The 20818-nt window shown below is 64.3% G+C and carries 20 protein-coding genes and 2 pseudogenes; 15 read left to right on the forward strand and 7 right to left on the reverse strand.

Annotated elements, in window-relative coordinates:
- Positions 1–491 (forward strand): RNA-guided endonuclease TnpB family protein (locus C3418_RS17205; RefSeq protein WP_146054121.1); only part of this gene is annotated, 491 nt, incomplete at its 5' end.
- Here the strand turns inward: C3418_RS17205 and C3418_RS17210 are convergent.
- Positions 435–848: a PTS transporter subunit EIIB gene (locus C3418_RS17210; protein ID WP_069784995.1), complete on the reverse strand. Its 414-nt coding sequence runs from the start codon at positions 846–848 to the stop codon at positions 435–437. The two genes, C3418_RS17205 and C3418_RS17210, sit on opposite strands and share 57 nt — an antisense overlap.
- Positions 849–1101: 253 nt before the next feature.
- Here C3418_RS17210 and C3418_RS17215 point away from each other — a divergent pair, with 253 nt between their 5' ends.
- Together C3418_RS17215 and C3418_RS17220 are read left to right on the forward strand one after the other, a co-directional pair.
- On the forward strand, positions 1102–2112 hold the full coding sequence (locus C3418_RS17215) for a LacI family DNA-binding transcriptional regulator (protein WP_042863778.1): 1011 nt from the start codon (positions 1102–1104) through the stop codon (positions 2110–2112).
- A gap of 93 nt (positions 2113–2205) precedes the next feature.
- Positions 2206–2964 carry a tRNA-(ms[2]io[6]A)-hydroxylase gene (locus tag C3418_RS17220; RefSeq protein WP_042016277.1) on the forward strand — a complete coding sequence of 253 codons (759 nt, stop codon included), beginning with the start codon at positions 2206–2208 and terminating at the stop codon, positions 2962–2964.
- Positions 2965–3103: 139 nt separating this feature from the next.
- Here the strand turns inward: C3418_RS17220 and C3418_RS17225 are convergent, their stop codons facing one another.
- The 6 genes from C3418_RS17225 to pspF form a co-directional block, all read right to left on the reverse strand.
- Complete coding sequence (locus tag C3418_RS17225; protein WP_039039015.1) at positions 3104–3889, reverse strand: ATP-binding cassette domain-containing protein; 786 nt, start codon at positions 3887–3889, stop codon at positions 3104–3106.
- A gap of 82 nt (positions 3890–3971) precedes the next feature.
- Positions 3972–4970, reverse strand: coding sequence for an oligopeptide/dipeptide ABC transporter ATP-binding protein (locus tag C3418_RS17230; protein ID WP_010674529.1), 999 nt, complete (start codon positions 4968–4970; stop codon positions 3972–3974).
- 79 nt (positions 4971–5049) lie between these two features.
- A complete protein-coding gene (locus C3418_RS17235) occupies positions 5050–5943 on the reverse strand; it encodes an ABC transporter permease subunit (RefSeq protein ID WP_069784996.1) in 894 nt (297 codons plus the stop codon).
- Between the two features lie 89 nt (positions 5944–6032).
- A complete protein-coding gene (locus C3418_RS17240) occupies positions 6033–6992 on the reverse strand; it encodes an ABC transporter permease subunit (RefSeq protein WP_010674531.1) in 960 nt (319 codons plus the stop codon).
- Between the two features lie 48 nt (positions 6993–7040).
- Positions 7041–8648, reverse strand: a complete 1608-nt coding sequence (sapA, locus tag C3418_RS17245) for an ABC transporter substrate-binding protein SapA (protein ID WP_069784997.1) — start codon at positions 8646–8648, stop codon at positions 7041–7043.
- 136 nt (positions 8649–8784) lie between these two features.
- On the reverse strand, positions 8785–9831 hold the full coding sequence (gene pspF / locus C3418_RS17250) for a phage shock protein operon transcriptional activator (protein WP_069784998.1): 1047 nt from the start codon (positions 9829–9831) through the stop codon (positions 8785–8787).
- 196 nt (positions 9832–10027) lie between these two features.
- On the opposite strand from pspF, the gene pspA reads away from it, so the two are divergent.
- The 12 genes and pseudogenes from pspA to hutW form a co-directional block, all read left to right on the forward strand.
- Positions 10028–10708 (forward strand): phage shock protein PspA, encoded by a 681-nt coding sequence (gene pspA / locus C3418_RS17255; RefSeq protein ID WP_103858954.1) that lies wholly within the window; start codon positions 10028–10030, stop codon positions 10706–10708.
- Positions 10709–10711: 3 nt separating this feature from the next.
- A complete protein-coding gene (gene pspB, locus C3418_RS17260; RefSeq protein WP_005300084.1) occupies positions 10712–10948 on the forward strand; it encodes an envelope stress response membrane protein PspB in 237 nt (78 codons plus the stop codon).
- A 106-nt stretch (positions 10949–11054) separates the two neighbouring features.
- Entirely contained in the window at positions 11055–11459 is a 405-nt protein-coding gene (gene pspC, locus C3418_RS17265) for an envelope stress response membrane protein PspC (RefSeq protein WP_052815256.1), read from the forward strand.
- Positions 11460–11531: 72 nt separating this feature from the next.
- Positions 11532–12938, forward strand: coding sequence for a YcjX family protein (locus C3418_RS17270; RefSeq protein WP_103858955.1), 1407 nt, complete (start codon positions 11532–11534; stop codon positions 12936–12938).
- A gap of 49 nt (positions 12939–12987) precedes the next feature.
- Positions 12988–14031, forward strand: coding sequence for a YcjF family protein (locus C3418_RS17275; protein WP_103858956.1), 1044 nt, complete (start codon positions 12988–12990; stop codon positions 14029–14031).
- Between the two features lie 166 nt (positions 14032–14197).
- Positions 14198–14992 (forward strand): phenylalanine 4-monooxygenase, encoded by a 795-nt coding sequence (phhA, locus tag C3418_RS17280; RefSeq protein ID WP_041215282.1) that lies wholly within the window; start codon positions 14198–14200, stop codon positions 14990–14992.
- A 41-nt stretch (positions 14993–15033) separates the two neighbouring features.
- Positions 15034–15372 (forward strand): 4a-hydroxytetrahydrobiopterin dehydratase, encoded by a 339-nt coding sequence (locus C3418_RS17285; RefSeq protein WP_010674539.1) that lies wholly within the window; start codon positions 15034–15036, stop codon positions 15370–15372.
- Between the two features lie 142 nt (positions 15373–15514).
- Positions 15515–17062, forward strand: coding sequence for a transcriptional regulator TyrR (tyrR, locus tag C3418_RS17290; RefSeq protein ID WP_052815259.1), 1548 nt, complete (start codon positions 15515–15517; stop codon positions 17060–17062).
- A 189-nt stretch (positions 17063–17251) separates the two neighbouring features.
- Positions 17252–17800 (forward strand): annotated as a pseudogene (locus C3418_RS17295) (YfiR family protein).
- The gene (locus C3418_RS17300; protein WP_103858957.1) at positions 17797–19026 is read left to right on the forward strand and encodes a diguanylate cyclase domain-containing protein; all 1230 of its coding nucleotides are present in this window, start codon (positions 17797–17799) and stop codon (positions 19024–19026) included. Before C3418_RS17295 ends, C3418_RS17300 begins: the two are co-directional and overlap by 4 nt.
- 33 nt (positions 19027–19059) lie before the next feature.
- Entirely contained in the window at positions 19060–19548 is a 489-nt protein-coding gene (locus tag C3418_RS17305; protein WP_043760992.1) for an OmpA family protein, read from the forward strand.
- 281 nt (positions 19549–19829) lie between these two features.
- A pseudogene (gene hutW, locus C3418_RS17310) lies at positions 19830–20818 on the forward strand (heme anaerobic degradation radical SAM methyltransferase ChuW/HutW); the annotation flags it as partial.

Below are 20818 nucleotides of genomic sequence, written 5' to 3' on the forward strand. Positions count from 1 at the left end.
ATATCGCCAATACCCGCCGCGATTACCTTCACAAGGTCACAACGACTATCAGCAAAAACCACGCGATGATCGTCATTGAGGATTTGAAGGTTGCCAGCATGTCAAAATCAGCAGCGGGCACGACCAGCCAGCCGGGGCGCAACGTCCGGGCAAAATCAGGGCTGAATCGTTCGATATTAGATCAGGGCTGGTTTGAGCTGCGCCGCCAGCTCGAATATAAGCAGGCATGGCGAGGCGGTCAGGTGTTGGCGATAAACCAGGCCTACACCAGCCAGCAGTGCGCCTGTTGTGGGCATACTGCGAAGGATAACCGCCAGACGCAAAGCCAGTTTAAATGCGCTGCGTGTGGTTATGAGGCGAACGCCGATGTGAACGGCGCTCGCAATATTTTAGCGGCGGGACACGCCGTTTTAGCCTGTGGAGGCGTGGTGCAATCAGGCCGCCCGATGAAGCAGGAACCCGGTACTGCGCGAGCAGCTATCACCCAGTAATGGGAATCCCCCTCCTGTGACGCGAAGCGCTAAGGTGGGGGAGGATGTCAAGCGGCGCAGGCTCCAGCCAGCGGAAGCCTCCGGAAGCGGAGTCTGCCCACCGCCCTGGGGCAGCAGGGCCAGCACTTCGCGATAGGCGTGGGAGACGGTGTTGCCGATGATCACCTGACACTGGTTGTCCGCCTGCACCACCCCGAGCACGCCCGTGATGGCCTTGAGGGCAGGGCCATTGACCCGGGCGGGATCGCCGAGCACAAAGCGCAGCCGCGTCATGCAGTGGGTCACGGCGACGACGTTGTCGGCGCCGCCGAGTGCGGTGATGACGGTACCGGCCAGAGCCGCATAGTTTTTTGACATCGAGGTAGATCCTTTTAACCAAGTGGGCCTGCTCGCCCCCGCCGCCGCGAAGGGCGGGAACGCGCATGAAACTGAGTGTGGAACCGGTTCCACATAAAGTGCGCGGCCTGAGCGCGGGAGACAAGCATCTTGTGCAGCGAGCGTCCGGATCCGTGAATGGCATCACTGAACCCGGGCCTGCACGCCATTCGTGCGACGACAAGCCGGGGGCGGTGCAGTACACTGCGCCCCGTTACGAGCAAGGGAGAACACAATGACGACGATGCTGGAGGTGGCAAGGCGGGCAGGGGTGTCGAAGGCGACGGTCTCCCGGGTGTTGTCGGGCAATGGTTACACCAGCCAGGAGACCCGGGACCGGGTGCAGCAGGCCATCGAGGAGTGCGGCTATCGCCCCAACCTGGTGGCGAGGCAGCTGGCGACCAGGCACACCCGGACCCTGGGACTGGTGGTCACCAACACCCTCTACCACGGCGTCTACTTCGGCGAGCTGCTCTCCCAGGTGGCGCGGATGACCGAGGATCGCGGGCGCCAGCTCATACTGGCGGACGGCAAGCACAGCGCCGACGAGGAGCGCCAGGCCATCCAGTATCTGCTCGATTCCCGTTGCGATGGCGTCATCATCTATCCGCGCTTTCTTGGGGTGGAGGAGATGGACGAGATCATCGAGCAGCATGAGCAGCCCATCATGGTGCTCAACCGGCGTCTGAGCCGCCATCCGGCCCACTGCGTCTATGCGGACCAGCAGGCGGCGGCGGAGGCGGTGGTGGACAAGCTGGTGGCCATGGGGCACAGGGAGATCGCCTTCATCGCAGGCTCTGCGGATTCCCCCACTGGCGCCGAGCGTCTGGCCGGCTACCGGCAGGCGCTGATCCGGCACGGCATCCCCGTGCAGGAGACCTTGATCGCCCCCGGCAAATGGACCCCCGCCTGTGGCGCGGCCGCCGTCTCGACCTTGCTGGCGCGAGGCGCTCGCTTCAGCGCCCTGGTGGCCAGCAACGATGACATGGCGATCGGGGCGATCAAACGGCTGCACGAAGCCGGTGTGATGGTGCCTGACGAGGTTTCGGTGGTGGGGTTTGACGACATTCCCCTGGCCCCTTACGTCATTCCCGCGCTGTCGAGCGTCAAGATGCCGGTGAACGGGATGATCCAGGAGACCATCAACCGCCTGATCACCATGGTGGAGGAGGGGAGCCGGGACGCACTGCCCGCCTTCAGCGGCACCCTGATCCGCCGCGACTCCCTCAGGCGTCTGACGGGCTGAGTCATGATGGCGGTGGGCAGGCCGGGCGGGATCCGTTAGCATAGGCCCCCCGGCGCCAGGCGCCGCGTGTCGTATCAACAGATGAGAGTTCAGATGGATGACCTGTTAGCCCCCGTTCGTCAGTTCCTGCATTGCGAGACCCCGGATGAGTGGGTGGAAATGGCGCGGGATCCCGCCCAGTTGCCGACCCTGCTTATCGATCACGCCAACTGCGAGAACAAGGCGGCACTCACCGCCCACAGCCTGGTGCGCCGCTACTGCCTGCCCAAGGAGAAGCGTCACCTGCTGCCCAAGCTGACCTTCTACCGGGAGCTCGATGCCTTGCCGGAGAAGGCGGAGATCCTCGGCAAGCGCACCATGGGCGAATCAGACAGGAGCGTGTTTGCCGAGCTGGAGCGCAATCCCCTGCTGTTCCCCATGGTGCGCCTCATCCAGGAGGAGTTGCACCACTTCGAGCAGGTGCTGGAGATCATGGCCGCACGGGGCATCCCCTATGGTCCCGTCACCGCCTCCCGCTATGCCCGCAGCCTGCTGACCCATGTGCGCACCTACGAGCCGGCGGCCGTGGTGGACAAGATGATCATCGGTGCCTATATCGAAGCGCGATCCTGCGAGCGTTTTGCCAGGTTGGCCCCTCATCTGGACGAGGAGCTTGGCCGCTTCTATGTCTCCCTGCTGCGCTCGGAGGCGCGTCACTATCAGGACTACCTGGCCCTGGCACAGACGTTCGCAGACGAAGACATCAGCGAGCGAGTGGCCTTCTTCGGTCGCCTGGAGGCCGAACTCATCTGTTCGCCGGATCCGCAATTCCGGTTCCATAGCGGACTGCCTGTCAGATCTGACAGTTGTTGAGGTGACGGGGGCTGCCTACCATTCCCCTGTTCCTACTACGAGCGACGCAATCACTTTTTTGAGCGCAATCCCCCGGCGACTGATGAGACATCAGGCCGGGTTTTTTTATGTCTGGCACAAGGGGAAACGCGCCGCGGGATCAGCGGCGGTATTCGTTGTTGTAGTTCTGAATGAGGCGGCGGGTGACGTCGTGCTGGGGATCGGCGAAGACCCGCAAGGTCTTGCCGCGCTCCACCACACGGCCTTCGTGCATCACCAGCACCTCGTCGCTGATGTGGCTGACGATCCCCAGATCGTTGGCCACCAGCACATAGCTCAGCCCCATGGTCTCCTGCATCTCCAGCAGCAGGTTGATGATCTGGGAGCGTACCGAAATATCCAGGGTCGAGAGCGCCTCGTCCGCCACCACTATCTTGGGATTGAGGATGAGCGCCCGTGCCAGCCCCACCCGCTGCTGCTGGCCGGCGGAGAGCATCTGGGGATAGAAGAGGGCGTGGTCGGGCAGCATGCCCACCATGCGCAGGGTCTGGATCACCTTCTCCCGGCGCTCCTCCTCGCTCAGGGCCGTGTTGAGGCGAAGGGGGGTCTCCAGGATCTGGCCGACCCGGATTTTTCGGTTAAGGGAGGTGTTGGGGTCCTGGAAGATCATCCGCAGCAGCTTGCAGCGTGTCTGGTAATCGCCGTGGACCATGGGTTGCCCCTCGATGGCGATCTCCCCGCCGCTCGGTTCAATCATGCCCGCCAGAATGCGGGCCAGGGTGCTCTTGCCCGAGCCCGCCTCCCCGACGATGGCCAGGGTCTGGCCCACTTCGAGATCGAACGAGAGGGGCTTTATCGCCTCCACCGCGCGGCGCCTGAACAGGCCGGTGCGGTTCTGGTAGGTCTTGCACAGGCCCCTGACCTGCAACAGGGAAGGTTCGGTCACGACGTGGTCTCCTTGGGTGTGCTCGCCGGATAGAGGGGCTGACGGGGCGGGCAGGTGCCCCGGATCAGGGTCTGGTGCCGGTTCATTTCTTCGGTTCTTCCATGTTGAGGGGGAAGTGGCAACTGAACTGATGCCCCTTGACCTTGCTCATCAGCGGCGTCTGCACGCACTGCTTCTGGGCGTAGGGGCAGCGTGGGCCGAGGCGGCAGCCGATGGGCAGATGCTGCAGCGGCGGTATCACCCCGGGCAGGGTCTCGAGCCGGGACTTGTGGCGCACCAGTTTGTCAAAGTCCGGGATGGATTTGAGCAGGGCATCCGTATAGGGGTGGTGAGGGGATTCCAGGATCTGGTCCCGGGTCCCCACTTCCACCATCTGGCCGCAATACATGATGTTGAGGGTGTCGGTCAGGTTCGCGATGGCGGCGATGTCGTTGCTGATGATGAGGATGGTGGTATTGCCCAGCTTGTTCATCTTGTCCAGCAACCGCAGGATCTGGGAGTGGGTGGTGGACTCCATGGCGCTGGTGGGCTCGTCCGCCACCAGCAGGCGCGGCTGGTTGGCGATGGCCATGGCGATCATCACCTTCTGGCACATGCCGTCTGACAGCTCGTGGGGATAGGCCCGCATCACCTTGCGGTGATCCTTGACCCCGACCCGGTGCAGCAGGGCGATGGCCCGCTTCTTGCGCCACTGGAAGCGCTGCCAGAACTTGCCGGTGAAGGCGCTGGTGGGGATGGCCTCCTCGAGCTGGGTGCCTATCTCCTCGGAGGGGTCGAGGCAGCTGATGGGGTCCTGGAAGATCATCGCTATCTCCCGCCCCATGATGCGGCGTCGTTCCTTGGGCGCCATGGTCAGCAGGTCCATGTCGTTGAAGCGCATCCGGTCGGCGCGCACCGTCCAGTTGTCCTTCTGGATGCCGACGATCACCTTGGCCACCAGGCTCTTGCCCGAGCCGGATTCCCCCACCAGCCCGCGGATCTCCCCCTCGTTCAGGGTCAGGCTGACTCTGTCCACCGCCTTGACCTTGCCCTGGGGGGTGTCGATTTCGATGGTGAGGTTGCGTATGTCGAGCAGAGGCATCAGCAACGTCCCCCGTTCAGGGCGCAGCCGGGCCGCTCAGGGCGACCGGGGGCGGGGATAGATAACAAGGCTGGCAACATCAGTCGTTCCCCTCTTTGAGTGCTTCGCGAATGCCTTCGCCCACCAGGTTGGTCACCAGCACGCTGAACAGGATGGCCATCCCGGGCAGGGTCACCGTCCAGGGGGCCAGATAGATAAGATCGCTCGAATCGGCCAGCATGGCACCCCACTCCGGCTGGGGAGACTGGGCCCCGAGACCGAGGAAGCCCACCGCCGAGATGTCCAGGATGGCGGCGGAGAGGGTGCGGGTGGTCTGGGTCACCAGGGTCTCGACGATGTTCGGCAAGATGGCCAGACGCATGATCCGCTGGGGCGGAGAGCCGTCGAGGCGGCTGGCGATGATGTACTCCTTCTGCATCTCGGCGTGGACCGCGTTGTAGGTCGCCCGGATGAAAGGCGGTATCAACGCGAGCGTGATGGCGATCAGGGTGTTGAACAGACCCGGCCCCAGGATGGCCACGACGATGATGGCCAGCAGCAGGGACGGGATGGAGAGCAGGGTATCGAGAAGGTGATGGAGCACGCTCGACTTCACCCCTTTGCTCATGCCGCCGAGGATGCCGATGGCCGAGCCGATGACCAGCGCGATGAGCACCACCAGCAGGGCGTTGCCGAAGGTGAGTCTGGCCCCGGCCACCAGACGGGAGAGGATGTCGCGCCCCAGATCGTCGGTCCCCAGGAAGTAATCGATGTTGCCGCTGTTGGCCCAGGAGGGGGCGAGCAGCAGGTGGCTGCTGTGCTGATCGTCGATGCCGTAGGGGATTACCAGGGGACCGATGAGGGTCACCAGCAGCAGCAGCCCGAAGCACCAGAGCCCCGCCATGGCCAGCGGGTTGCGTCGGTAGGAGGCCCAGGTCTGCTCCAGGGGGGAGAGGATCTTGAGCTCCGGATAGATGTTCGATTTATCGTGCATGATGCAGGCTCCCGTGCTGGTCGCAAGGGGATGGGCACGCCTGTGCGCCGGTGGCCCATGGGCTGCCGTGGTTCATCCACAGACCGCAATCAATCTTGTCTTGCATAGAGTTCTTTACGCCGTGCCGGATACATGATGGTGGTCAGCAGATCGGTGCTGACGCTGATGAAGATGACGAAGCTCGCCACCACCAGGAAGGCGCCGCGGATGGCGGCATAGTCCTGCAGCGCGATGCTGCTCACCAGCCAGCGGCCGATGCCGGGCCAGTCGAACACCACCTCGGTGATCATGGCGGAGGTGAGCACGCTGCCAAGTTGCAGCCCCAGCAGCGGCAACACGGGGGGCAGGGCGTTCTTGAGCCCGTGACGCCAGACGATCTGGCGGCGGGAGAGTCCGCGGCTGGCGGCAGCCTTGATGTAGTTCTGTTTCATCACGTCGATGAGGGAGCTGCGCACGTGGCGGATCACCTCGGTGGTGGGCACCACGGCCAGCACCAGGGAAGGCAGTACCAGATGGCGCAGGGCGTCGTGCAGGGCCGCTTCCCGCCAGGGCTCCTGGCTCATCAGCACATCGACGATGGCGATCCCGGTGATGGAGGGCACGTCGTAGAGCAGGCTGATCTGGCCGGAGGAGGGGAGCCAGCCAAGATCCAGGGAGAAGAACATCACCATCAGCAGCCCCAGCCAGAAGACCGGGATGGCATAGCCGACGAGGCCGGCGGCCATGATGGAGAGGTCCGGGCTGCGCCCCTGATAGAGGGCCGCGAGAGTGCCCAAGGGGATGCCCACCAGCAGCGAGATGGCGAAGGCGGCGAGGCAGAGGGTCAGGGTCGCCGGGAAGTAGTGACGGATCTCGTCGAGGACCGGCTGGCCGGAGACGCTGGAGAGCCCGAAATCCCCGGCGGCGATGCGCTGGAGGAAATCAGGATAGCCGTGCCAGAAATCCAGCACCTGGGTGATGAGGCGAAACTCCAGGAGGTAGGCCCCCAGAGTCAGCACCAGGAGGGTGATCACCAGCAGGGTGATGCGGCGCAGGATATAGAAAAACATGCTTATGCCTCCTGGGAGCGGTGCGCCGATGGCCCGACGATGGAGTGGTTATCTGTCATGGTCACTCCGATGTGCCTGGTTGAAGGTGGTGCCGCCAAAGGGCATCAGGGTCAGCCCCTGAATGTCGCTGCGACTCACCTGGGTTCTCAGGGCATGGGCCAGGGGAATGAGCGGCAACTGCTCGTTGAGCAGGGACTGGGCATAGTAATAGTTGCGCAGGCGGAAGGCGAGCTGCGGGGTGGTCACCGCATCGTCCAGCAGCTGATCGAAGGCGGGGCTGCACCAGCGGCTGTAGTTGTTGCCCCGCTCGACGGCGGCGCAGCTCAGCAACTGGCGGAAGAAGTTGTCCGGATCCGCGTTGTCGGCGATCCAGCCCGAGAGCAGGCTGTCATATTGTCCATGGGCGAGCCGGGTCTCGATGACCGGCCAGGCCTGCTGCACTATCTTGAGGCTCACCCCAATCTTGGCGAAATCGCTGCGCATCAGTTGCGCCGTCTTGAGGCCGTCCGGGTTGTAGGGACGGGCGCCGGGTTGCACCAGCACCTGCATCTCGAAGCCGTTGGGGTAGCCCGCGTCCTTGAGCAACTGGCGAGCGAGCTTGAGATCCGGCTTGCGCTGGGGCAGGGAGGGATTGTAGCCCCAGGAGAGGGGCGGCAGCAGGCTGGCAGCGCTCTGGCCGGTCTCGAAATAGACCGCCTGCAGCAGATTCTGCACATTGATGGCGCTGGCGAGGGCCTGGCGCACCTGCACCTTGTTGAACGGGGCCTTGCGGGTATTGAGGGCGAGGAAGGCGACGTTCATCCCCGACTGCACCGACAGATCCAGGTGGGAGTCCTTGTCGATCACCGACAGCTGGCTGGCAGAGGGGGTGCTCATCACGTCGCACTCGCCGGTCAGCAGCTTGGCCAGGCGCTTGGAGGACTTGGGGGTGATGTCGTAGATGAGCTGCTCCATTCTGGCCTCGCCGCCCCAGTAGCCGGGGTGGCGCAGGTAGCGCACGAACTCGTTGTGGCGATACTCCTTGAAGCTGAAGGGGCCGGTGCCGATGGGGCGGCTGTCCAGCTGCGCCGGGGTGCCGGCCTTTAGCATCTGCTCCCCGTACTCGGCGGAGAGCACGATGGCGTAGTCGCTGGCCAGGGTGGCGAGGAAGGAGGCATCGGGGCGGTTCAGCTCGAACACCACCTCATAGGGCCCCTTCTTGTAGACCCGCTTGATGAGGTTGCCGAGCCCCAGGCTGTAAAAATAGGGGTACTCGCCGCCGGAGACGGCGTGGAAGGGGTGGTGTTCGTCCAGCAGACGCTGCCAGGTGAACAGGACGTCGTCGGCATTGAAGTGACGGGTCGGGCTGAACCAGGGGGTACGGTGGAAGGTCACTCCCTTGCGCAGGGTCAGGGTATAGGAGAGGCCGTCCTCGCTGCTTTGCCAGCGGGTGGCGAGCCCCCCTTCGATGCCGAGGGTGTTGGCATTGACCTCGAGCAGGCGATCGTAGATGGGACGGGCACTGGCATCCAGGGTCGCATCCGAATTGGCAAGCTGCGGGTTGAAGGTTCGGGGTGCCCCTTCGGCACAATAGATGAGCCCGGTTTTGGAGGCTTCATCGCGTTTCTGACAGCCGCTGACCAGGACCAGGAGACCAAGCAGCAGGGGGGTGAGCATTCTCATGTTGGAACCATGTTTTCAGACAAAGTTGCCCGCCAGGGGGCGGGCGCGTTGCGGGGGGCGACCGGGCAGGCGCTCCCGTCGGGGGTGACGTGCGCCGCGTTATCCGCGCGCACAGACCCGGTGCCAGGCATCAGCCCGCCTCCTGGTTGCCACTGTTGTCATCCCCGTCCAGCAATTGATATTTGCGCAGCATCCCCCGGAACTGGTGATAGCTCAGGGCCAGCAACTGGGCTGCTTTGCGCTGATTATACTGGGATTGCTGCATCGCTTGCTTGAGTAAATTAATCTCGTACTCCGCCACCGCCCCTTTGAGATCCAGCGGCAAGGTCAGGGTCGGGACCGTTTCTGCCGAGGTCGGCGCGTCCGTGGAAGGGGCGGCGTCACCTCGGGCACGGGGGCGCCAGGGGGAGTCAAAGGGATTGAGCACCAGATCCGCCAGCGGCAGCTGGGGGTTGCCCTGGCGATAGAGGCTGCGCTCCACCACGTTCTTGAGCTCCCGCACGTTGCCCGGCCAGGGATAATCTTGCAGCCGCTGGGTCGCCTTGCGCGAGAAGCCGGCAAAGAGCGGATACCCCAGCTCCCGGGTCATGCCGTGGGCGAAGTGCTCCGCCAGCATCAGGATGTCCTCGCGCCGCTCCCGCAGGGGGGGCAGGGTGATGACATCGAAGGCGAGCCGGTCCAGCAGGTCGTGGCGAAACCGTCCTTTCTCTGCCAGTGCAGGCAGATCCTCGTTGGTGGCGCACACCAGCCGCACATCCACCTTGAGGGGCTTGGCACCGCCCACCCGTTCGAACTCCCCGTACTCGATGACCCGCAGCAGTTTTTCCTGGACCCGGGCGCTGGTGGTGGCCAGTTCGTCGAGGAACAGGGTGCCGCCGTCGGCCCGCTCGAAGCGCCCCTGATGACGCTTGGCGGCGCCAGTGAAGGAGCCCGCCTCGTGGCCGAACAGCTCGGTTTCCAGCAGGCTCTCGCTCAAGGTGGCGCAGTTGATGGTGACAAAGCTTTGATCCCAGCGATCCGAGAGATAATGTAGGCGGTGGGCGATGAGCTCCTTGCCGGTCCCCCGCTCGCCGATGATGAGTACGGGCTTGCGCAGCGGCGCGAGGCGCGATGCCTGCTCGATGATTTCTAGAAATGCGTTGGATTCACCCAACAGACTTTCCGTGGCCGTGGTCATCCCTGCCCCTGTGAGTTGAAAAATCTGGTTAATCTTACCAAAAGTTGGTTATTTTAATCATCACTTGTTTCCCCGGGACTTGAACTGCATTCTGAGTGCCCATATAAATCAACAAGTTAAATATTGTTCCAGATTGGCACACAAGTTGCCATTGTCAATGGAGACACAACCCGATGCCTATCACAGGAGTACAATCATGAGCATTTTTTCTCGCCTGGCCGACATCATCAATTCCAATCTGACGGCCCTGCTCGACAAGGCGGAAGATCCCCAGAAGATGGTGCGTCTGATCATCCAGGAAATGGAAGATGAACTGGTGAAGGAGCGCTCCAATCTGGCCCGCTTCCTCGCGAATCAAAAAGAGATCGGCCGTCAGGTGAGCCGCCATCAGGAGCGGGTCGCCGAGTGGCAGGGCAAGGCCGAGCTGGCCCTGACCAAGGGGCGCGAAGATCTGGCTCGTGCCGCCCTCATCGAGAAGAGCAAGCAGGCGGAGCTTGCCGACGCCCTATCTCGTGAACAGCAGGCGGTGGACAGCGGCATCGAGAAGCTGGGGGAGGAGATCCGCCAGCTGGAAGCCAAGCTGGAAGACGCCCGTGCCCGCCAGAAGGCGATGGCCATTCGCAGCGAAGCCGCCAGCAGCCGCCTCAACGTGCAAAGCCAGGTGGCCCGTGGCGACAGTCAGGCCGTGGTGAGCAAGTTCGAGCGCATGGAGCGCCGCATCGACGAGATGGAAGCCCGCGCCGATCTGGGGCAGTCCGACAAGGCGCTCGCCCAGCAGTTTGCCGAGCTGGAAGCGGACGACCAGATCAGCCGCGAGCTGGAAGCCATGCGCCAAAAGCTGGGCCAGCACAATCCGGCACAGAAACAGGGAGAGTAACAGATGGAAGATCTGCTGGGTGTATTGATGGTTCCCATGGTGGTCTTCATGGTGGTGGTGGCCCCCATCTGGCTGGTGCTGCACTACCGCGCCAAGGGACGCATTGGCGCCGGCCTTGCCGATGGTGAGCGTGAACAGCTGCAGGGCTTGCTGGTGCGTGCCGAGAAGATGCAGGAACGGGTCGGCGCCCTGGAGTCGATTCTGGATGCCGAGGTTCCTGGTTGGAGAAACAAGGTATGACGGTTTTCAATGAGAGATGTCATGACTGTGGCAAAAAGCCGGAGCGGGCCGAAACCGTATTGGCGTCGATTCTGGATGCGGAAGTCCCCGGTTGGAGGCACAAGGTATGAACACTGTCAGTCGTGAAGGGCGCAACCTGTACCGGAATCCCCAGCGGGGCAAGATTGCCGGGGTCTGTGCCGGTCTGGCAGAGTACTTCGGGGTGGAGACCTGGATCGTGCGGCTGCTGGCCATCAGTGGTCTCATCTTCGCCGGTTTCATCACCTTCACCGCCTATATTGCCGCCTGGTTCTTGCTCGACAAGAAGCCGGTCACCCTCTACTCCCAGGAAGATGCCGAGTTCGCAGAGGTGCGGATGAAGGCGCGCAGCTGGCAGGCAGGCGTCACACCTCATCAGGCCCTTGCCCGCATCGGCCAGGAGCTGGATGCACTGGAGCCCAGGGTGCAGCGCATCGAGAAGCTGGTGACCTCCAAGGAGTTCACCCTGCAACGGGAGTTCAGCAAGCTCTAATCGTGCCGGGCCGCGAGGATACTGCCTCGCGGCCGTCTCTCTGATGTGATCACAAGGAGAAGAAGACCCGCCTTGATACGCAACAAACTTGAACACTCCTGGTCTGTGCTCCAGCACAAGGCCGTTGACGCGGTGAACCGGGCCCGGGATCGCCACATCCGGCTGGCGGTCACCGGCCTCTCTCGCAGTGGCAAGACCGCGTTTATCACGGCGCTGGTCAATCAACTGGAGCACGCGGCCATCGACGGTCGTCTGCCACTCTGGGACGCCCAGCGCCAGGGACGCATCCTCGGTGCTCGCCGGGTGCCCCAGCAAAACGCCCACATTCCCACCTTTCCCTATGAACGGGGCCTCGATGCCCTGTTTGGCGATCCGCCCGCCTGGCCCGCGCCGACCCGGGGGGTGGCCGAGGTACGCCTCGAGATCCGTTATCGCACCCGCCATCCGCTGCGTCGGCACCTGGGGGAGATCTCCACCCTCTATGTGGATCTGGTGGATTATCCCGGGGAGTGGCTGCTGGATTTGCCGCTGCTGGATCTGAACTACAAGCAGTGGAGCGAGCAGGTGCGGGAGCAACTGTGCCGCCCCGAGCTGCAAGCCCTGGCGGCAGGCTGGTTGACGCCGCTCTGGCAGGCAGATCAAGCCTTCGAGGAGCGGGCCGCCAGCGAACTGGCCGCCCGCTACACCGATTATCTGCACGCCTGCAAGCAGGATCTCGGGCTTCACCTCATCCAGCCCGGGCGTTTCGTGTTGCCCGGCGAGTATGCCGGTGCGCCGCTGTTGCAATTCGTGCCCTGGGTGTGGGAGATGCCCACGCACTCCCCCGAAGACGGCACTCTCTACGCCACCTTCAAGCAGCGCTTCGAGCAGTACAAGCAGCATCTGGTACAGGGCTTCTATGAGCAGCACTTTGCAGGCTTTGATCGCCAGATCGTGCTGGTGGACTGCCTGGCGCCCCTCAATGCCGGTGCCGCGAGCTTTGGTGACATGCAGCAGGCCATCGCCCGCATCATGGAAAGCTTCGCCTACGGCAAGAGCAACTGGTGGCGCCGTCTGTTCGCCCCGCGCATCGACAAGCTGCTGTTTGTGGCGAGCAAGGCCGATCACGTCACGCCGGAGCAGCACGGGCCTCTGGTGTCGCTCCTGCAGCATCTGGTGAGCCGTGGCCGGGGTCAGGCCCGCTTCGAGGGGATAGAGACCGAATGCCTGGCGCTGGCCGCCATCAAGGCCACCGAGGTGGGCAAGGGGGTGGCAGACGGACGGGAATTTCCCGCCATTCGTGGCACTACCCTCTCGGGCGAGCCCTTGCTGCTCTTCCCGGGGGAGGTGCCTGCCCAGATCCCGCCTGCGCAGTGGTGGAAAACTCAAGGGTTTGATTTTCAGGCCTTTCGCCCGCTGCCCATGAGCGCTCATCAGGCGCTCCCCCATATCCGGCTCGATGCGGCGCTGGAATTCCTGCTCGGGGATCACCTCGAATAACGGGTGGGTGGCCCGCTGTGCTCGAGGGGCGCCCACAGGAGAGAATGCGATGAACGATCAGACAAGATGGCGCACCGATGACGCCGCTCCTCTGCAAGGCAAGGTGACGCTGGAGCCCGCGCCTTCGATGGCAAGCGAAGCGAAGCCACCCGCCCCGGCCCGGCGGTTGGAAGAGGAGAGCTTCGAGCCTCTGGACGCGCTGGACGAGCTCACCGAGGTGGAACCCGCGCTTCACGTCAGGCCTCGGCGCCGTCATCGTCTGCTGGCCTGGGGGCTGGGCGGGGTGGGGCTGCTGTCCCTTGGCCAGTTTGGCGCTTTTCTGGTGGATCAGTTTGCCGCCTCCCCCTTCTGGGGCGGCGCCTGGCTGCTCGCCTCTGGCCTGGTGGCGGTGGGCACCGCCGCGGTGGCGGGGCGCGAATGGCTGCGGCTGCGCACCTTGAAGCGGCGCCAGGATGTGCGCTCAAGAGCCGAGGATCTGCTGGCCCATCAGGGGGTCGGTCAGGGGCAGGCCTTCTGCGAGGCCCTGGCCGAGAAGAGCGGTGACAAGGGGCGGGAAGGGTATCGCACCTGGTTATCCCAGCTTGACGAGAGCCACAGCGATCGGGAAGTGCTGACCCTCTACAGCCAGCTGGTGCTCACCGAGCGGGACAAGCTGGCCCAGGCCCGCGTCGCGAAATGGTCGGGGGAGGCCGCCGTGCTGGTGGCCCTGAGTCCGCTCGCCACCGTCGACATGATGCTGATGCTCTGGCGCAACCTGCGGATGATCGAGGACATCGCCGATGTCTATGCCATCGAGCTCGGCTACTGGAGCCGCATCCGCCTCATTCGTCAGGTGTTTCGCAACATGCTCTATGCGGGGGCCACCGAGCTGGTGACCGAGGTAGGGATGGATCTGCTGGGCGCCGAGCTGACCGCCAAGCTCTCCGCCCGCGCCGCCCAAGGGGTCGGGGCCGGGTTGCTCACCGCGCGCCTCGGGATGCGTACCATGGAAGCCTGTCGTCCGCTCCCTTGGTGTGCCGACGAGAAGCCGAAACTGGGCGAGCTGCGCAAGCGGCTGATCGGCCAGTTGGCGGGTTATCTCAACAAGTCGTGAGGTGGCTGGCACCCGACATGGATGTCACAAATTATTTACAATTGTCAAAAGCAGCCGACCCCGGGGTCGGCTGCTTTTTTGAGGGGCAAACCGTTACAGTGATCCCATGACTCAACGACCAGTGACCGCCCGGATGGCGGCTGGCACCCGAAGGATGGGATCACTCATGGCAAGTCTCTACACGGCCCGCCAACCGGATGGGCAGGGCAGGATCCACTACACGGACGAGGAGCACGGCACCTGGCGGATCCTGATTGCACGCCAGCTTGCGGCGCTCGATGGCAAGGCCTGCGACGAATACCAGGCCGGGTTGGCACGCCTCGACCTGCCTCTGGACCGCATCCCCCAGCTAGGCGAGATCAACGCCGCCCTGATGCCCGCCACCGGCTGGTCGGTGGCGGCGGTGCCGGCCCTCATCTCCTTTGATCACTTCTTCGCGCTGCTCGCTGATCGCCGTTTTCCCGTCGCCACCTTCATTCGCCGCCGGGACGAGCTCGACTACCTGCAAGAGCCCGACATCTTCCACGAGATCTTCGGCCACTGCGCCATGCTGACCAACCCGGCCTTTGCCCACTTCACTCACCTGTATGGTCGGCTCGGACTCCATGCGAGCAAGGAGGAGCGGGTCTATCTGGCGCGGCTCTACTGGTTCACGGTGGAGTTCGGTCTCCTGCAGGGGGAGGAGGGGCTGCGCATCTACGGCGGCGGCATTCTCTCCTCCATCGGCGAGACCGCTTATGCCCTCTCAGGCAAGCCCGAGCTGCAACCCTTCGATCTGCTGGAGATCCTGCGTACCCCCTATCGCATCGACATCATGCAGCCCACCTATTTCGTGCTGCCTCGTCTCGATACCCTCTATGGTCTGGAGGGGCAGGGGATCATGGCGGCCGTGGCCGAGGCCCGTCGTCTTGGCCTGCGTCCACCCCGCTTTGCCCCCGTTGCCGGCAAGCAGGCGAGCTGACCCGTATTCATTCCCACGATGTTTCATGAAAGGAGTCCCGAATGACTGAACTGGCGAGTCAACGATGCGAGGCGTGCCGCGCCGATGCCCCCAGGGTGAGCGATCAGGAGCTGGGGGAGCTGATGCACCTTATCCCCGACTGGCAGCCCCTGGTGGTCAACGGCGAGCTGCAACTGCGTCGTGAATTTGTGTTTCGCAACTTCAAGGAGGGGCTGGCGTTCACCAACCGCCTCGGAGAACTGGCGGAGGCGGAGTTCCATCATCCGGCGATCTTGCTTGAATGGGGCAAGGTGACCGTGAGCTGGTGGACCCACAAGATAGGCGGCTTGCATCGCAACGACTTCATCATGGCAGCCCGCACCGACGGGCTGATGAAGTAACCGCCGTCTGGCGCCAACGCAGACAGGGCCTGCCCGGTGAAAGCGGGGCAGGCCCGCATTTTTGTGGGGGAGCGCTCGCACTGGCGGGATCGAGTCTGTATTATCCCGTTATTCAGAATGTTAGCTAGGAAGTGTGTGCCGAATGCGTCTTGAAGTCAGCTGTGAAGACCGTCTGGGCCTGACCCGGGAATTGCTCGACCGACTGGTGGAGCACAACATCGATCTGCGCGGCATCGAAATCGATACCTCAGGCATCATCTATCTCAATTTTCCCGAGCTGGAGTTCCGTGACTTTCAGCATCTGATGCCGGAAATTCGCCGCATTCCCGGCGTCTATGACGTCAAGACCATCCCCTACATGCCCTCCGAGCGGGAGCACCACGAGATAGAGGCCCTGCTCAAGGCGCTGCCGGACCTGGTCTTCTCCCTCGACAGCAAGGGGCGGGTGACCCAGGCCAACCAGGCCGCCCTCACCACCCTGGCGTTGCCACCGGACGAGGTGCGCGGCGTGGCGATCGCCTCCCTGGTCAAGGGCTTCTCGTTTGGCCGCTGGCTGGAGTCGGGGGAGATCAAGCCCCAGACCTGCAAGCTCAGCCTCGGCGGCGAGGAGTACCTCGGCGATCTGATGCCGCTGTTTGTGGCCGAGGAGAAGGGCAGGCAGGCTCTGGCCGGCGCCGTGGTGGTGCTCAAGTCCGCCCGCCGGGTCGGCATGCACTTCAGCGCCCTGCACGCGGTGGAAGTGGGGGGCTTTGAACACCTGCAGGCCGAGAGCCAGAAGATGAAGGAGGTGCTGGCCCAGGCGGCGAAGCTCGCGATGCAGGATGCGCCGCTGCTCATCGTCGGCGAGACCGGCACCGGCAAGGAGCTGCTGGCCCGCGCCTGCCACGGCGCCAGCCTGCGCTCCAGCCACCCCTTCATGGCCCTCAACTGCGCCGCCATGCCGGACAACGTGGCGGAGAGCGAGTTGTTCGGCTATGCCCCCGGCGCCTTTGGCAACAACACCGAGGGCAAGCGCGGGGTGCTGGAGCTGGCGAGCGGCGGCACCCTGATGCTGGACGAGATCGGCGACATGTCCCCTCATCTGCAGACCAAGTTCCTGCGGGTACTGCAGGACGGGGTCTTTCGCCGGGTCGGTGACGAGCAGGAGGTGAGGGTCAACGTGCGCTTCATCTGCACCACCCAGAAGCAGTTGCTGGATCTGGTGCACGAGGGCAAGTTCCGGGAAGACCTCTACTACCGCCTCAACGTGCTCAGCCTGGCGCTGCCGCCGCTGCGCGAGCGCAAGGCGGACATCATGGCACTGGCCCAGCAGTTCGTCGCCCGCTTCGCCAGCGAGTTGCAACGTCCCAAGCCGCGCTTTACCCGCAACATGGCCGAGTACCTCACCGCCTACCGCTGGCCGGGCAACGTGCGCCAGCTGCGCAACTGCCTCTACCGGGCCATGACCCTGCTGGAAGGGGACGAGCTCGGCCCCGAGCACGTGGATCTGCCGGTGGCGGCCGATGCCATGCCCCTCATCGACGAGTGGTTCGAAGGGGGGCTCGACGAGGCGGTGAAGCGCTTCGAGAGCCGCCTGCTGGAGCGCCTCTATCCGGCCTTCCCCTCCACCCGCCAGCTGGCCAAGCGGCTCGGCGTCTCCCATACCGCCATCGCCAACAAGCTGCGCGAGTACGGGATTGGCAAGAAGTAGCGGCTGAGCTGCCCGTGGCGTGCGCTGACGCGCACCCCGGGCGGCACTGCGACACCTCGTGACGCACCCTGCGTGCGGGCGGATGGGGCAACCCCCTCGGGCTGATAAGCTCGGTACGACTCCCTTCAGGCAATCCCTTCATGGGCGTCGGCCCACCCCATTGTCGACGTAAACATAAGTGCGGACATCATGCAGTTGTTGTCTTTCATCCGGATTTTTGTGTGGCTGTTGCCACTGGGCTGCACGCTGGTGCTGGCCAATGCGGCCGTGGCGGCGACCTCGGCCTAGCTTCGCAGCGAGCTGGTGCGCCAGACCGTGCTCGACATCCTCAGCTACAACCGCTGGCCCAAGGAGCCTGCAAAGCTTCGGCTCTGCATTGCGGCGCCGACGGAATATGCCGGCGCCCTCTTTGCCATCGAGCGGCAGGCCAACGGGCGCCCGGTGGACGTGCATCGCTACGGGCTCGACGACGAGGCACTGATCCAGCGCTGCGATGTGATCTATCTGGGGGTGCTGGCCCCGGAGCGGCGTCTCCCCCTGTTCGAGCGACTGCAGGGGCACGCCATCCTCAGCATCAGCGAACAGAGCAGGGAGTGCATCGCCGACGCTGTCTTCTGCCTTCAGCCGGACACGGATCGGGTCCGCTTTCGGGTCAACCTGGATGCGCTCGCCCGCAGCGGCGTGCGGGTGCACCCGGCCGTGCTGAAGCTCGCCAAGGCTGACGAGGGCGCACGATGACGACTGCACCCGCAAGCCCCAGGCTCACCCTGCGACAGAGCCTGGGCCGCACCCACATGATGATCTCCCTGACCGCCGTCTGCATGGCGGGCCTGTTCCTGACCATCACGGCGCTGCTGGCGCTGCGCCTCTATGCGGATCACAACCTCGAGCTGGTGGCCCGCGCCATCAGCTACACCTCAGAGGCCGCCGTGGTGTTCGATGACGAGGAGGCGGCGAAAGATGCCCTGGAGACCATCACCTCCCGGGAGGATATCGCGAGCGCCAGCATAGTGCTGCCCGATGGCCAGGTGCTGGCAAGCTGGCGCCGTGCCATCACCACCCCCTGGACTACCCTGGAGCAGCACCTGGCCCGCCTGATCCTGCCGGGGCCGGTGGAAGTGGCCATGGTGCGGGAGAGCCGGGAGATAGCCCGGGTGCACCTGGTGGGGCACGGACAATATCTGCTGCACTTCCTGCTGCAGACCCTGCTGGCGACCCTGGTGCGCCTGTTGCTCAGCATCCTCGGGGCTCTCCACGTGGCGCGCCGCATGCAGCGCTCCATCACGGCGCCCCTCAAGGCCCTGGCCGAGGTCGCCTACAGTGTCAGTCGCCAGCGCGCCCTCAAGCAGCGGGTGCCGGCGGCCAACATCGCCGAGCTGCACGCGCTCGGGGAGGACTTCAACACCCTGCTCGACGAGCTGGAGGCCTGGCAGGCCCACCAGAAGCGGGAAAATGCCAGCCTGCTGCACCGGGCCACCCACGACGCCCTCACCGGCCTGCCCAACCGGGCTCTGTTCGAGGCGCGGCTGGGGCAGGCCATCCAGGGGGATCAGGAGCGCTTCGCCCTGCTCTACCTCGACTGTGATCGCTTCAAGCAGATCAACGACACCCTGGGCCACGGGGTAGGCGACGAGGTGTTGATCGCTCTGGCGCGGCGGGTGCAGCACCAGCTCAGACCGCTGGATCTGGTGTGCCGCCTCGGGGGCGACGAGTTTGTCATCCTGCTCGCCCCGATCCGGGACGAGCACGAGGTGCACGAGGTGATGACGCGGATCCAGCAGGGGATGAGCACCCCTGTGGTATTGAGCGACGGCCGCCACCTCGGGGTGGGCATCAGCATCGGCGCCGCCCTCTACCCCGAGCAGGGGGAGACGGCGGAGGCCCTGTTGCAGTTCGCCGACGACGCCATGTATCAAGCCAAACGACAACGTAAGGAGGAAGAAGCACACAGGAGAACCACGTGAAGTTGAACCGGACATAGTGAAAGGACCATAACAATGATCATTTTGAAGGCGCTAAAAATCGGGCTTGTTGCGCTGCTGCTGGGAGTGCTGGCCGGGTGTCAGAGTGCGCCCCAGGGGCTCACGGCGGAGCAGATCGCCACCCTCAGGGAGCAGGGATTTCAGCTGACCGATGAGGGCTGGACCCTGGATATCTCCAACAAGGTGCTGTTTGCCAACAATGTCGGGGCCCTCACTCCCCAGACCCGCCTGGTGGTGGAGCGTCTTGGCAAGACCCTCATCGGCGTCGGTCTGAACCGGGCCAGGGTGGACGGCCACACCGACTCCAACGGGGAGGCGAGCTACAACGAGCAGCTCTCGCTCAAACGGGCCCGCTCCGTGGCCGATGTCCTGATGTCGGTGGGCATGCCACCTGCGAACCTGGACATCCGCGGCCGGGGTGAAGCGGCGCCCATCGCCGACAACGGCACCGCCGCCGGACGAGCGGAGAATCGCCGGGTCGCCATCGTCATCGACAACGGCTGAGCCATTTTGTCCCTGCGTCGGCATGACGAGGCTGTCTCTGATGTCCGACTGCGTGTGTGATACCACTCTCCTGCCGGGGAGTGGCTCTCTTCCTCCTCCAGCATTGTCCTTCCCTTTCTTCTATTCATCCCGCTGTTTCCGCACCCGCTTCGACGGCGTTGAACCTCCTCCGCTCCTGAGAATCCTGGCTGAGCACCCAGGTCCAGAACTTGATCCAGCACAAGGGTGGCTTTGTTGATATTGGTTATCATTTGCATTATTTGCAGATGGTAGCCACAGTGATGACCCCCCTGTTTACCCCGACCATGACGGGTCTTGCGACCCCGGATCCCCTCGCATTCGCCTTCACCGCCAAGACCTCAGCCCACGCCAGCCGCGGCGGTGCCGGGCCCCTGATGCTCGACGAGGCGGGCTGGCAGGCTTGGTGGCAGCAACCGAGCCAGGCCGAGGCGCGGGCGCTCTACATCCACGTCCCGTTTGCCGCAAGCGCTGCAGCTTCTGCAACTTCTTCGAAAATGGCGCCAATCCGGCGCGCATGAGCCGCTATATGGCGGCCCTCTGCGAGCAGCTGACCAGGGCGGCCAAGACCCCCTTGGTGCAGAGCCAGTCCTTCTCCGCCGTCTATGTGGGCGGGGGCACGCCCACCGACATGGCGGCGGGCGATCTGGCTCTGCTGGCCAATGCCATTGGTCGCTTCCCCCTGACTTCGGATGTGGAGCTGACCCTGGAGGGGCGCCTCAACGGTTTCGATGACGCCAAGTGGGAGACCGCGCTGGCGGGGGGCTTCAACCGCTTCTCGTTCGGGGTGCAGAGCTTTGATACTCGCGTGCGCCAGCAGGCGGCCCGCTTCGACGACAGGGAGACCCTGTTGGCCCGGCTAGGGGCGTTGACCCGCCACGACGAGGCCGTCATCGCGGCGGATCTCATCTTCGGTCTGCCCGGCCAGGACGACTTCGTGTGGCGCCAGGACGTTGCGGACGTGATGGCGAGCGGCGTGCACGGGGTGGATCTCTACCAGCTCATCGCCATGGCGGGCACCAACCTGGCCCGCGCCGGGGAGAAGGGGACATTGGGCTGGGCCGCCGATGGCCCGCAGCGGGCTGCCATGTATGCCCAGGGCGCCCAAACGCTGGAGGCGGGAGGCTGGCAGCGCCTCTCCTGCAGCCACTGGCGGCGCACCCCCGCCGAGCGCAGCCGTTACAACCAGATGGCGAAGTGCGGCGCCGAGATCCTTCCCTTCGGGGCGGGGGCGGGGGGCAACATTCACGGC

It is taken from the genome of Aeromonas sp. ASNIH8 (genome assembly GCF_002919855.1).
Taxonomy (GTDB): domain Bacteria; phylum Pseudomonadota; class Gammaproteobacteria; order Enterobacterales; family Aeromonadaceae; genus Aeromonas; species Aeromonas caviae.

Bases quoted from the DNA above. Each gene is read 5' to 3' on its own strand.
- C3418_RS17210 (WP_069784995.1), bottom strand. From the start codon at position 848: ATGTCAAAAAACTATGCGGCTCTGGCCGGTACCGTCATCACCGCACTC.
- C3418_RS17215 (WP_042863778.1), top strand. From the start codon at position 1,102: ATGACGACGATGCTGGAGGTGGCAAGGCGGGCAGGGGTGTCGAAGGCG.
- C3418_RS17220 (WP_042016277.1), top strand. From the start codon at position 2,206: ATGGATGACCTGTTAGCCCCCGTTCGTCAGTTCCTGCATTGCGAGACC.
- C3418_RS17230 (WP_010674529.1), bottom strand. From the start codon at position 4,970: ATGCCTCTGCTCGACATACGCAACCTCACCATCGAAATCGACACCCCC.
- C3418_RS17235 (WP_069784996.1), bottom strand. From the start codon at position 5,943: ATGCACGATAAATCGAACATCTATCCGGAGCTCAAGATCCTCTCCCCC.
- C3418_RS17240 (WP_010674531.1), bottom strand. From the start codon at position 6,992: ATGTTTTTCTATATCCTGCGCCGCATCACCCTGCTGGTGATCACCCTC.
- sapA (WP_069784997.1), bottom strand. From the start codon at position 8,648: ATGCTCACCCCCCTGCTGCTTGGTCTCCTGGTCCTGGTCAGCGGCTGT.
- pspF (WP_069784998.1), bottom strand. From the start codon at position 9,831: ATGACCACGGCCACGGAAAGTCTGTTGGGTGAATCCAACGCATTTCTA.
- pspA (WP_103858954.1), top strand. From the start codon at position 10,028: ATGAGCATTTTTTCTCGCCTGGCCGACATCATCAATTCCAATCTGACG.
- pspB (WP_005300084.1), top strand. From the start codon at position 10,712: ATGGAAGATCTGCTGGGTGTATTGATGGTTCCCATGGTGGTCTTCATG.
- pspC (WP_052815256.1), top strand. From the start codon at position 11,055: ATGAACACTGTCAGTCGTGAAGGGCGCAACCTGTACCGGAATCCCCAG.
- C3418_RS17275 (WP_103858956.1), top strand. From the start codon at position 12,988: ATGAACGATCAGACAAGATGGCGCACCGATGACGCCGCTCCTCTGCAA.
- phhA (WP_041215282.1), top strand. From the start codon at position 14,198: ATGGCAAGTCTCTACACGGCCCGCCAACCGGATGGGCAGGGCAGGATC.
- C3418_RS17285 (WP_010674539.1), top strand. From the start codon at position 15,034: ATGACTGAACTGGCGAGTCAACGATGCGAGGCGTGCCGCGCCGATGCC.
- tyrR (WP_052815259.1), top strand. From the start codon at position 15,515: ATGCGTCTTGAAGTCAGCTGTGAAGACCGTCTGGGCCTGACCCGGGAA.
- C3418_RS17300 (WP_103858957.1), top strand. From the start codon at position 17,797: ATGACGACTGCACCCGCAAGCCCCAGGCTCACCCTGCGACAGAGCCTG.
- C3418_RS17305 (WP_043760992.1), top strand. From the start codon at position 19,060: ATGATCATTTTGAAGGCGCTAAAAATCGGGCTTGTTGCGCTGCTGCTG.